Genomic DNA, 11,673 nt, shown 5'->3' with positions numbered 1-11,673 from the left:
TCTACCAAAGCATCGAAAAACAAATGGGACGAGAAAAACTCAACCAACTCCTCGACCTGCTCGAAGAACTACAAGCCGTCAAAGTCTGACCGAACGCGCATTTGGCTGCGCGGGTCAGCATTGCCGCTTTTCTTTGAAAGACACAGGCTGGAGTTGCCTGGGCGACCGCACACTCCCATCACAAAAGGTATTCCGTCTCAAGCTGAAATCTCCCCAGCCTCTGAGCACAATGCACCTTCACGTTTGACGACGGGCCACGTTCAGCCAAAAACCTCCAACTCCAGTAGCACATGGTGTCAAATCCATTTGGCCGCCAACGAACGAGGGCCTTCCACGCGGGCCAAGTCAGTCATTTCAATCACATCCAAGAGCCACGACACCTTTTGAAAGCTGGCTTTTCCTGCTCAACAAAATACTGGATGTTGGATACAATATCCTCTATAGCTGCGCGTATCGATTGATTCAGGGAGGATCACATGCTCAAGAAACTCGCCGCACTGGCGGCCCTCACCACTATCACCACAGCTCCTGCGATGGCGGACACGCTGGACGATGTCGTAGATCGCGGGACATTGCGCTGCGGAGTTGTGTTGGATTTTCCGCCAATTGGGTATCGCGACGCGAATAACGAACCGGCAGGCTTTGACGTCGAATACTGCAATGATCTGGCCGCCGCACTTGAAGTTGAGGCCGAAATCCTGCCGTTGACCTGGGCCGAACGCCTGCCAGTGATCGTCACCGGACGCGCAGACGTTGTGTTCGGAGCAACCTCGGACAGCCTTGAACGGGCGCGGACGGTGGGCTTTACCATTCCTTACGCCATCTATTATGCGCAGGGTGTCGTGAATGCCGAAAGCGGCATTGAGACCTTCGAGGATATCCGTGGCAAGCGCGTGGCCGCCGCGATCGGCACCGTGCCCGAGCAGGAATGGCTGAAGATCGCCGCCGAATGGGGCGAAGAAGGCAATTACCAGGGCTACCAGTCCGAGAATGAGGTTTTCCTGGCGGTGGCTCAGGGCAAGGCCGATATCGGCATTACCACAAACACTGCCGTGCTGCCGATTACCCAGCAATATGACACTGTTGTTGCCGGCCCTCGCATGCCATGGACCACCGACTACACTTCGGTTGTAGGCAAGCGCGAAGATGTCACCTGGCTGAACTTCCTGAACCTGTTCGTGACCCACCAGGTGCGATCGGGCCGCTATCAGGAGCATTGGGGTAAATATGTCGGCGGCGAAGCGCCTGAGCTGCGCATTCCCGGCGTAATGTACTGACCCTTTCCTACTCCATGCTTTCGTCCGGCTATGGCCGGGCGAAAGGACCGGTAGATTGCGTGAGGAACACCCGTGTTCGACTATAACTTCCATTGGCGGCCGGTGATGAAAAGCCTGCCGGACCTGCTTGAGGCATCGCTGCTGACGATACAGGTTGCCGTGCTGGCAATGGTCCTTGGCATTATCATCGGACTTTGTCTGGCGCTGACGCGGCTGCACCTGAAAGGTCCGCTTTACTGGTTCGCCTCAGCCTGGGTCGAACTGGCGCGCAATACTCCGGCGCTGTTCCAGCTGTTCTTTTTCGGCTTCGGGCTTGGTGCCTTTGGCCTGCATCTATCGCCGTACTTCATCGTGCTGGCCGGGCTGACATTCAATTGCGCCGGTTATCTGGCTGAAAACTTCCGTGGCGGCTTTCAGGCCGTCCCCGAGACACAGCTACGCGCGTCCCGATCGCTGGGCATGACCGCGTGGCAGGCTTACACACGCGTCGTGATTCCGCAGGTGTTTCGCATTGTCTATCATCCGATCACGAACCAGATGGTCTGGGCTGTTCTAATGTCGTCACTGGGTATGCTGGTCGGCTTCCGGGAATTGTCGGGCGAGACCCAGTTCTTTGCCTCGCGCACTTTCCGAATCTTTGAATATTTCGCCGTCACCGCGGTCATCTACTACGTGATTGTCAAAATCATCCTGCTTGCCTCGCGCCTGCTGGCGTCCCGGCTTTTCCGCTACTGAAGGAGGCACAGATGCAACCCACTGTCAGCTTTTTCAGCGGCTTCAACATCAACGATCTGTGGTTTCTGGGCGAAGCCGCGCTGCGAACGCTCTGGATTTCAGTGCTTTCGATTTCCATTGGAACGGTTTTTGGCGTGGTGTGCGGTTGGCTTCTGTACGAGGGCAAACTGGCAGCGACCCTGACGTTGGCTCCGGTTCTGGATATTTTCCGGTCGGTCCCTCTGATCATCCAGCTGGTGCTGTTTTACAACTTTGCACCTATTGTCGGGCTCAATCTGGACCCGTTTGCCTCGGGCGTGGTGATCCTGTCCATCTACACGGCAGCACTGGTTGCGAATGTGGCGCGCGGCGGGATTGAAGCCGTTGGTGATCCGATGCGCCGCGCCGCGCGCAGCCTGGGCATGACCTATTGGCAGGATCTGCGATATGTCGTCTTCCCGATCGGAGGGCGCGCGGTGTTCCCTGCATGGGTCGGGGTCGCGCTGGGTGTGATGAAAGACAGCGCGCTGGTCTCGGTTCTGGGCTATGTTGAACTGCTGAAAGCCAGCCAGATCCTGATCACCCGCACGCAGGAACCATTCCTGATCCTGACAATCGCTGGCGCGTTCTATTTCGCGCTCAGCTATCCGATTTCGCGGTATTCCGCGTCGCTAGAAAAAAGGTGGGCCCAATGATCGAAATTCGCGACCTGCACAAATATTTCGGATCGCTGCATGTGCTGAAAGGCATCGATCTGGATGTGCAGAAAGGAGAGGTCCTGTCGGTGATCGGTGCGTCAGGCTCCGGCAAATCGACCCTTCTCTATTGCATCAATGGGCTGGAACCGATCCAGCAGGGATCGGTTCGGGTTGATGGCATTGATGTTCATGCTAAAGGCACCGACATCAACAAGCTGCGCACAAAGCTGGGGATGGTGTTCCAGCAATGGAACAGCTTTCCGCATCTGACAGCACTGGAAAACGTTGCGTTGGCCCCGAAGATTGTCAAAGGCAAGTCGAGGGACGAGGCGCGTGACATTGCCGCAAAGCAGTTGACCCATGTAGGGTTGGGCGAAAAGCTGAACGTCTTCCCCTCGGCCTTATCGGGTGGTCAGCAGCAGCGTCTTGCCATTGCCCGCGCGCTGGCGATGGAGCCGGAATACATGCTGTTTGACGAAGCCACCTCTGCGCTGGACCCTGAACTGGTGGGCGAAGTTCTCGACACGATGCGGCTTTTGGCTGAAGAAGGGATGACGATGATTTGCGTCACGCATGAGATGGGTTTCGCTCGTGATGTATCAGACCGGGTTGCTTTTTTTCATCAGGGCGTGATGGAAGAGATCGGCCCGCCCGCCCAGATTTTTAACGAAGCCCAATCTGAACACACCCGCAAATTCCTGGCGAATGTGCGATAAAAGCCCCCGCCCCAAAACAATTAGGAAGGTTACCTTCATGTCCCAGAATATCTTCACCGGCACCATGCCAGCCCTGATGACCCCCTGCAAACCGGACCGGACACCGGATTTCGACGCGCTGGTGAAAAAGGGCAAGGAAATGATCGCAGCGGGTATGTCTGCCGTGGTCTATTGCGGCTCGATGGGCGACTGGCCTCTCTTGTCGGATGCCGAACGGATGGAAGGTGTCGAACGTCTGATCACGGCCGGACTGCCCGTTGTCGTCGGCACCGGTGCTATTAATTCGAAATCAGCCGTTGCGCTTGCCGCGCATGCGCAAAAGGTTGGTGCGGCAGGGCTTATGGTGATCCCACGTGTATTGTCGCGTGGATCGTCCATCGCGGCGCAGCGTAACCATTTCAAAGCGATCCTGTCGGCTGCACCTGATATCCCGGCAATCATCTATAACAGCCCGGTTTACGGCTTTGCGACGCGCGCCGATCTGTTCCTGGAATTGCGGGCAGATCATCCCAACCTGGTTGGGTTCAAGGAATTCGGTGGCAAAAGCGATCTGCGCTATGCGGCGGAACACATTACCTCGAAAGATGATCAGGTTACACTGATGGTTGGTGTGGACACCGAGGTCTACCATGGCTTCGTCAATTGCGGCGCCACCGGCTCGATTACAGGGATTGGCACTGCCCTGCCTAAGGAGGCACTGCTGCTGGCTGCCCTGTGCCAGAAAGCGGCGGCGGGCCATGCCGAAGCGCGCCTGCGCGCGCGCGAGCTTGAAGAAGCCTTTGGTGTGCTGGCCAGCTTTGACGAGGGCACCGATCTGGTGCTGTATTACAAACACCTGCTGGTCCTGAACGGCGAAGAGGAATACCGTTTGCACTTCAACGAAACCGACGAGTTGACAGATGCCCAGCGCAACTATTGCGAACAGCAATACGACCTGTTCCGCACTTGGTTTACTGATTGGTTCGGCCAGGGCGGAGTCATTGCTGAATGCATGTGATTGACAGTCACACAGGAGGAATGCCTACGCGGGTGATCCTCGACGGCGGCCCCGATCTGGGGTCCGGCCCGCTGGCCGAGCGTGCACGACGCTTGGCCAGCGAGCATGAGGTGTTCTACAAATCCATCTTGCTGGAGCCGCGTGGGCAGCCCGGAATGGTGGGGGCGCTTCTGGTCGCGCCCGAAGATCCAGGGTGTGAGACCGGCGTGATCTATTTTGATGCGGATGCAGTTCTTGGCATGTGCGGGCATGGCACCATCGGTCTGGGCGTCACTCTGGCACATATGGGCAGAATCCGGCCGGGCACGCATCGGGTTGAAACTCCGGTCGGTGTCGTCTCGGTGGATTTACTGGACGCCAATACCGTACGCGTCACAAATGTCGAGAGCCGTCGCGTGCAGGCAGCAGTGCAGATTGAGGTTGGCGGCTATGGGTCGATAACCGGCGATCTTGCCTTTGGCGGAAATTGGTTCTTCATTGTTGATCCCAGCCCAATCCCGGTGAACCCGGGAAACATTCGGGCGATGACCGATCTGACCATCACCATACGCGAAGCCTGCATCGCACAGGGCGTGCATGGCGAAAACGGAGAACTGGTCGACCATGTGATCCTTCAGGATCAATCCCCCAACAAGGATGTTCACAGCCGCAACTTTGTACTGTGCCCGGACAATCAATATGACCGGTCGCCCTGCGGTACCGGCAGTTCGGCGCGCCTCGCCTGTCTGGCGGCAAACGGGGTGCTGGAAGCAGGGGAAGAGATTGTGCAGGAAAGCGTGATCGGCAGCCCCTACGTGCTGAGCTACCAACCCGGCCCGAACGGAAGTGTCATTCCCACCCTTACCGGGCAGGCGCATATCATGTCGGAAGGCAGGTTGGTTTTCGCGCCGAATGATCCGTTCCGTGATGGCATCGCGCTTTGAAGTCAAGGCCGGGGACAGACGCTGTCCGGTCCCCGACCCCGTACCACTATTTGAGAACCTGTAACCATGCAGCATGACACCAAGACGGACATAGTTGTGATCGGTGCTGGCATCATTGGCATCAGCGCTGCGCTAGAGTTGCAAAAGCGGGGAAGGCAGGTGCTTGTGCTGGACCGTGAAGGCGTTGCAGCCGAGGCGTCAAAGGGCAATGCCGGGGCCTTTGCCTTTACAGATATCGTGCCGCTTGCAACGCCTGGGATCATGCGCAAAGCGCCAAAATGGCTGCTTGATCCGTTGGGGCCTTTGTCGATCCCGCCCGCTTATGCGCTGAGTATTGCACCGTGGATGCTCCGGTTCTGGCGGGCCAGTTGGCGCGATCGTTATGCAGCCTCACTATCCGCACAAGCCGCGCTGATGAACCACAGCCGTGCGGCGCTGGAGCGTCAGATCGAGCATGTAGACGGCGAGGCGCTGATGCAGCGCGAAGGCCAGTTGCAGTTGTTCGAGAGTGAGGGCGAATTCCGTGCCAGCCTGCCCACCTGGAACCTGCGCAAGGACCATGGCATCCCGTTTGATCTTCTGGACAGCCCGGATGCTATTGCCGAAATTCAGCCCGGGCTGAACCGGCGATTTACCCATGCGGGTTTTACCTCGACATGGATGAATACCGTCGACCCTGCCCGCTGGACCGAGCATCTGGCGGCACAGTTCATCGCGCGCGGTGGGCAGGTAAAGATCGCAGGGATCACGGCACTGAAACCAACCGATGACGGCGTGCGCCTTGACACGGACAACGGCGACATTTCGGCAGGTCAGGTGATTGTTGCCGCCGGAGCCTGGTCACACCAGCTGGCCAAGACCCTGGGGGATCATATCCCGCTTGAGACCGAGCGGGGTTATAACACGACCCTTCCCGAAGGCGCTTTTGACCTGCGCACTCATCTGACCTTTGGGGGGCATGGGTTTGTGGTAACCCGGATCAACGGCGGCGTGCGCATCGGCGGTGCAGTCGAACTGGGTGGATTGAAGCTGGCCCCGAATTACCGGCGCGCTGACACGTTGCTGGCCAAGGCCGGGCGCTTCATGCCAGACCTGAACCTGGAAGGCGGCACGCAATGGATGGGCTTTCGCCCTTCACTGCCTGACAGCCTGCCAGTGATTGACCGATCTTCGCGCGCACCACAGGTACTTTATGCCTTTGGCCATGGTCATCTGGGGCTGACCCAATCCGCAGGCACGGCCGAACTGGTGGCCGATCTGGTCACTGACGCCAAGCCGGTGCTCGATATGTCACCTTTCTCATCCACACGCTTCTAATCTGGAGAACACCTTATGAAAATCACCGGGCTGAACGTATATCAGGTGGATCTGCCGCTGAAAGAAGGCCGCTATAGCTGGTCCAACGGCAATTTTGTCGAAGTGTTTGACAGCACCGTTCTGGAAATCATCACAGATGAAGGGTTGAAGGGCTATGCCGAATGCTGCCCGCTTGGCTCGGCCTATCTGCCGTCTTTTGCGCTCGGCGTCCGGGCCGGGCTGGCAGAGCTGGCCCCGCATTTGATCGGGCAGGACCCACTGAATATCGGTCAGATCAACCGTACGATGGATGCGGCCTTGCGGGGTCATCCCTATGCTAAGGCTCCGGTGGATATTGCCTGCTGGGATCTGCTGGGCAAGGCCACGGACCAGCCGCTTTACACATTGCTGGGGGGCGCTGCGCAGGATGATGTGGTGCTTTATCGCGCGATCAGTCAGGAAGCTCCCGAGATCATGGCCAAAAAGATCGAAGGCTATGCTGCCGAAGGCTACACCAAGTTTCAGCTCAAGGTGGGTGGCGAGGCCAATGACGACATCGACCGTATCCACGCCACCCGCGCCGTTCTGAAAAAGTCGGACCTGCTTGTAGCAGACGCCAATACCGGCTGGACCCGGCACGAGGCCGCACGCGTGGTGGGCGCGATTTCGGGTCTGGATGTCTATGTGGAACAGCCTTGCCTGACCTATGAGGAATGCGTGTCGATCCGCCGCCGCACCGCGTTGCCCTTCGTGATGGACGAGGTGATCGACACTCCCAACACGCTGGTCCGCGGCATTGCCGAAGACGCGATGGATGTGATCAACCTGAAGATCTCGAAAGTCGGAGGGTTGACCAAAGCCCGTCTTATGCGTGACCTCTGCGTGGCGCACGGCATCCCCATGACGATCGAAGACACCTGGGGCGGTGACATCACCACGGCGGCCATCGCACATCTGGCCCGTTCAACGCCGTCCGAGTTCACATTCTCTGCCACGGATTTCAACTCTTACGGCACGGTGGACATTGCCGAGGGTGCGCCAAAGCGTGTCAACGGCCGGATGACCGCACCCGCCCATCCGGGTCTGGGCGTTACACCGATTTTTGACGCTCTGGGCGAGCCTGTCGCACAATATTGAGAGATCCGATGCGGAGCAGCAAAACCGTTCATGTCATTTCAGCCCACGCAGAAGGTGAAGTCGGGGATGTTATCGTTGGGGGCGTTGCCCCGCCACCGGGCGACACCTTGTGGGAACAGCGCAGCTTTGTCGCGGGCGACCAGACGCTGCGCAACTTCGTTCTGAACGAACCCCGGGGCGGTGTTTTCCGTCATGTCAATCTTCTGGTGCCCCCGAAACACCCCAAGGCCGACGCGGCCTTTATCATTATGGAACCCGAAGACACACCGCCGATGTCGGGTTCGAACTCGATCTGTGTTTCAACCGTATTGCTGGATGGCGGGATCATTCCGATGCAGGAACCCGAAACTCATATGGTGCTTGAGGCCCCGGGCGGGCTGGTTCATGTCCGGGCAGAATGCAGCGGTGGCAAAGCGCAACGCATTTTCGTGCAAAACCTGCCCAGCTTTGCCGACAAACTGTCTGTCCCACTTGAGGTACCCGGATTGGATACGATCATGGTTGATACCGCCTATGGGGGTGACAGTTTTGTCGTGGTCGATGCACAGGCTTTGGGATTCGAGATTGTCGAACATGAGGCCCGTGACATTGCCCGATTGGGGGTGAAGATCACCAATGCAGCCAATGAACAGCTTGGGTTTTCGCATCCTGAAAACCCGGATTGGGACCATATCTCATTCTGTGCTTTCTGCGGCCCGATCAGCGAGACCGAAACCGGATTGACCGGAAAATCTGCCGTGGCGATCCAACCCGGCAAGGTTGATCGGTCGCCTACAGGTACAGCGGTTTCCGCGCGCATGGCGCTGATGGCGGCAAAAGGATTGATGTCGCCGGGTCAGACGTTCGAGGCGGTCTCGATCATCGGATCACGGTTCACCGGTCGGATTGTCGATACCACCGAAGTGGCCGGCCGTACCGCGATTGTCCCCGAAATCAGTGGGCGCGGCTGGATCACCGGAATTCACCAACACATGCTTGACCCGGATGACCCCTGGCCTGGCGGGTATCGCTTGTCGGACACCTGGGGTGTCTGACTAAACAGTGCATTGGCCGCGCCCGCTCTCAGGGAAAGGCAGTTACAGAAGGTTCCATTCGCTCTTGGTCTTACCTCGCTGTCTCAGCAGGGTTGAATCACCATGGATATTGGATGCATTATCAAGCGGAGTGTCCTTAATCAGCTTTCTGGGTGGCCGAGTCGCGGCTCAGCTTGGAATAACGCCGGTAACCGGTAGCTGTACCCAAACAAGTGGCAGGAAAGATATGGCAGGAAAGCGCGCAATAACCAAGCAAAGCCTACCAGATGTCATCGCGAACGATCTTCGTGAACGTATTCTGAACGGTGAACTTGCCGAAGGTGAAGCTATTCGCCAGGAAGCTCTGGCCGAGGAATACGACGTATCGCGGATGCCCATCCGCGAAGCCCTAAAGCGTCTGAACGCTGAAGGCCTGATTCAATGGGCCAATAATCGGGGCGGATCAGTCACCAAGCACTCCCTGAATGAAATCGGAGAGATATTCGACCTTCGAATGCTTATTGAAGTCGATCTTTTCCGCAGAGCCATTCCGCAGATGACATCTGCCGACTTTGCGCGATGCAACGACATATTGACACAGATGGAAGCGTCTTATGACGAGAATGACGTCGGGAAGTGGGGGATCCTGAACTATCAATACCACTCCGCCCTTTACGCGGCATCGCAGAGGAAACTGACAAATGAATTGCTGGATCGCGTCAATCTGCAATCAGACCGCTATGTCCGAATGCATCTGAGCGTGATGAAGCAGCGGGAACCGGCGAAAAAAGAACATCGAGAGCTGTTGAAACTAGCGCAAGCAGGGAACGTCGACGAAGCCTGTGACATGCTGATGCGGCACATCCGGCGAACAAAGGAACAACTGCTGGAGATGATCGTGGCAAAACGCGCCATGGAGGAGACCTAACAGGGCGCTTGATTGCCCTCCTTAATTGGATACATTATCCATAACATTAGAATCGTAGATATGGAACATTCATGACCTGCTCCCCCCATGGTAAGCACCTCATCGCTGGAAATTGGCTTTCAGGTGACACGGTTTTTCAGTCACAGCCCGCTTTTGGATCTTCACACAGTTTTTCGGTGGGGCGTCTTCAGGATGTTGATGCAGCTGCGGAAGCTGCCGAAGAAGCATTCTGGAGCTATGGTTTTTCGACCCGGGAAGACCGCGCGGCATTTCTGAATACCATAGCAGATGAGATCGAAGCCCGCGCCGAGGCGATTACTGCAATAGGCACGCAGGAAACCGGCCTGCCCGAGGCCCGTCTGCAAGGAGAGCGGGGTCGCACATCGGGTCAACTTCGCTTGTTTGCCACACATATTCTGAGCGGTGAGTATCTGGATCGGCGCCACGACGGCCCGTTGCCAGACCGCTCGCCGCTGCCGCGCCCGGATCTGAAAATGATTCAGCGCCCTATTGGCCCTGTCGCTGTATTCGGTGCTTCGAATTTCCCTTTGGCCTTTTCAACCGCAGGCGGCGACACCGCAGCCGCTTTGGCTGCTGGGTGCCCCGTTGTCGTAAAAGGGCACAGCGCTCACCCGGGTACCGGTGAGATCATTGCCGAGGCCATACATGCTGCCATCGAACGCTGCAAAATTCATCCCGGTGTTTTCAGTCTGATTCAGGGGGGTGACCGGACCGTAGGTTCCGCTTTGGTACAACACCCGCTGATCAGGGCTGTCGGATTCACTGGCTCATTGGCTGGTGGTCGGGCACTGTTCGATCTGTGTGCCGCGCGTCCTGAACCAATCCCGTTTTTCGGTGAACTTGGCTCGGTCAACCCGATGTTCATTCTCGATGCTGCGCTGACGAACCGGGGCGACAACATTGCTCAGAACTGGGCTGGGTCGCTGACCATGGGCGCAGGCCAGTTCTGTACCAACCCCGGGGTCGCCGTAATGCTGGCGGGTGCAGCAGCGGACCGCTTCGCTGAGACCGCGCGAACCGCCCTGTCAGAGACACCCGCGCAAACCATGCTGACCGACGGCATCGCCGACGCTTATCGAGCCGGTCAGGCAAGGATCGCCAATATAGCAGATGTGCAGGAGGTTCTGAGCTCGATGTGTGATCAACGCACCGCGTCCCCTTACCTGTATCGCACCAATGCTGTGAACTTGCTGGCAAACGAAACCCTTGGTGAAGAGGTTTTTGGCCCGCTGGGCGTAATAGTGACCGCTGAAACGCCTGACGAAATGCGGGCCGTCGCACACAGTCTGCAAGGTCAGCTGACCTGTACCCTGCATATGGATGATGCGGACATGGACACCGCGCGTTCCCTGATGCCGATCCTCGAGCGCAAGGCCGGGCGTGTACTGGCCAATGGCTTTCCCACGGGCGTCGACGTCTGCGACAGCATGGTGCATGGCGGCCCCTACCCCGCTTCGACCAATTTCGGTGCTACTTCTGTCGGCACATTGTCGATCCGGCGGTTCTTGAGACCCGTGTGTTACCAGAACATGCCGGACGCATTGTTGCCCGAACAATTCCTCTGATCCTTCAACAACACGCTGCAAGAGCGTCAAGGCTCATCGCAAGGATAGCGATGAGCCACGTGTCCTATGCTCGAATTTACCGAAGGCTGTGCTTCGGCCTGTTCAGTTAACTTGCTAAGCGCCTACCAGTTTGCTCGACTTACGGCTCTCAGATCCATAGGTGTAAGCCTGTTGTTCACACGTTCTGACCATGTCGGAGACAATCGCCCGCATACCCGTGTGTGCCCAAGCTAGAAAACGTGGGCCAAAAAACAACTTGCTACAAATACACACCATAATGCATAAATATTGCTAGCATTTTAGAGTATTTGAATAAGAATAACACATCTCTGGGGGCAAAAATCGAGCTTGGCGCGCTTCGCGCTTACTTAGACCCGTTGGGGGAAGG

General features: G+C 57.3%; 12 protein-coding genes. All 12 read left to right on the top strand.

Going from position 1 to position 11,673, the window contains the following annotated elements; genetic code table 11:
- Positions 1-387, top strand: a 387-nt coding sequence (locus ACR0ES_RS15805) for a hypothetical protein (protein WP_480488061.1), incomplete at its 5' end; no start/stop codon positions are given.
- Positions 388-476: 89 nt separating this feature from the next.
- Positions 477-1,277, top strand: a complete 801-nt coding sequence (locus ACR0ES_RS15800) for a transporter substrate-binding domain-containing protein (RefSeq protein ID WP_480483375.1) — start codon at positions 477-479, stop codon at positions 1,275-1,277.
- Between the two features lie 72 nt (positions 1,278-1,349).
- On the top strand, positions 1,350-2,012 hold the full coding sequence (locus tag ACR0ES_RS15795; protein ID WP_209507537.1) for an amino acid ABC transporter permease: 663 nt from the start codon (positions 1,350-1,352) through the stop codon (positions 2,010-2,012).
- Positions 2,013-2,023: 11 nt separating this feature from the next.
- On the top strand, positions 2,024-2,686 hold the full coding sequence (locus tag ACR0ES_RS15790) for an amino acid ABC transporter permease (RefSeq protein WP_480483377.1): 663 nt from the start codon (positions 2,024-2,026) through the stop codon (positions 2,684-2,686).
- Positions 2,683-3,405 carry an amino acid ABC transporter ATP-binding protein gene (locus ACR0ES_RS15785; protein WP_267366726.1) on the top strand — a complete coding sequence of 241 codons (723 nt, stop codon included), beginning with the start codon at positions 2,683-2,685 and terminating at the stop codon, positions 3,403-3,405. The genes ACR0ES_RS15790 and ACR0ES_RS15785 overlap by 4 nt, the downstream gene beginning before the upstream one ends.
- A 37-nt stretch (positions 3,406-3,442) precedes the next feature.
- Entirely contained in the window at positions 3,443-4,402 is a 960-nt protein-coding gene (locus ACR0ES_RS15780) for a dihydrodipicolinate synthase family protein (protein WP_480871265.1), read from the top strand.
- A complete protein-coding gene (locus ACR0ES_RS15775; protein ID WP_480871264.1) occupies positions 4,393-5,325 on the top strand; it encodes a 4-hydroxyproline epimerase in 933 nt (310 codons plus the stop codon). Before ACR0ES_RS15780 ends, ACR0ES_RS15775 begins: the two co-directional genes overlap by 10 nt.
- Before the next feature lie 66 nt (positions 5,326-5,391).
- On the top strand, positions 5,392-6,642 hold the full coding sequence (locus ACR0ES_RS15770) for an NAD(P)/FAD-dependent oxidoreductase (RefSeq protein WP_480871263.1): 1,251 nt from the start codon (positions 5,392-5,394) through the stop codon (positions 6,640-6,642).
- Between the two features lie 15 nt (positions 6,643-6,657).
- Positions 6,658-7,758, top strand: coding sequence for a cis-3-hydroxy-L-proline dehydratase (locus ACR0ES_RS15765; protein ID WP_480623681.1), 1,101 nt, complete (start codon positions 6,658-6,660; stop codon positions 7,756-7,758).
- An 8-nt stretch (positions 7,759-7,766) separates the two neighbouring features.
- Positions 7,767-8,792 (top strand): trans-3-hydroxy-L-proline dehydratase, encoded by a 1,026-nt coding sequence (locus ACR0ES_RS15760; protein WP_480559080.1) that lies wholly within the window; start codon positions 7,767-7,769, stop codon positions 8,790-8,792.
- Between the two features lie 226 nt (positions 8,793-9,018).
- Positions 9,019-9,699: a GntR family transcriptional regulator gene (locus tag ACR0ES_RS15755; RefSeq protein ID WP_480478132.1), complete on the top strand. Its 681-nt coding sequence runs from the start codon at positions 9,019-9,021 to the stop codon at positions 9,697-9,699.
- 71 nt (positions 9,700-9,770) lie between these two features.
- Positions 9,771-11,285: an aldehyde dehydrogenase (NADP(+)) gene (locus ACR0ES_RS15750; RefSeq protein ID WP_480871262.1), complete on the top strand. Its 1,515-nt coding sequence runs from the start codon at positions 9,771-9,773 to the stop codon at positions 11,283-11,285.
- Positions 11,286-11,673 lie beyond the last annotated feature (388 nt).

Source organism: Ruegeria sp. N7 (assembly GCF_056531345.1).
The sequence above is the reverse complement of the archived record's forward strand: the minus strand, read 5'-3'. Positions and strand labels throughout refer to the sequence as shown.

Excerpts from the sequence above, each read along its gene's own strand:
- ACR0ES_RS15770 (WP_480871263.1), top strand. The coding sequence starts at position 5,392 with ATGCAGCATGACACCAAGACGGACATAGTTGTGATCGGTGCTGGCATC.
- ACR0ES_RS15775 (WP_480871264.1), top strand. The coding sequence starts at position 4,393 with ATGCATGTGATTGACAGTCACACAGGAGGAATGCCTACGCGGGTGATC.
- ACR0ES_RS15765 (WP_480623681.1), top strand. The coding sequence starts at position 6,658 with ATGAAAATCACCGGGCTGAACGTATATCAGGTGGATCTGCCGCTGAAA.
- ACR0ES_RS15760 (WP_480559080.1), top strand. The coding sequence starts at position 7,767 with ATGCGGAGCAGCAAAACCGTTCATGTCATTTCAGCCCACGCAGAAGGT.
- ACR0ES_RS15755 (WP_480478132.1), top strand. The coding sequence starts at position 9,019 with ATGGCAGGAAAGCGCGCAATAACCAAGCAAAGCCTACCAGATGTCATC.
- ACR0ES_RS15785 (WP_267366726.1), top strand. The coding sequence starts at position 2,683 with ATGATCGAAATTCGCGACCTGCACAAATATTTCGGATCGCTGCATGTG.
- ACR0ES_RS15750 (WP_480871262.1), top strand. The coding sequence starts at position 9,771 with ATGACCTGCTCCCCCCATGGTAAGCACCTCATCGCTGGAAATTGGCTT.
- ACR0ES_RS15800 (WP_480483375.1), top strand. The coding sequence starts at position 477 with ATGCTCAAGAAACTCGCCGCACTGGCGGCCCTCACCACTATCACCACA.
- ACR0ES_RS15780 (WP_480871265.1), top strand. The coding sequence starts at position 3,443 with ATGTCCCAGAATATCTTCACCGGCACCATGCCAGCCCTGATGACCCCC.
- ACR0ES_RS15790 (WP_480483377.1), top strand. The coding sequence starts at position 2,024 with ATGCAACCCACTGTCAGCTTTTTCAGCGGCTTCAACATCAACGATCTG.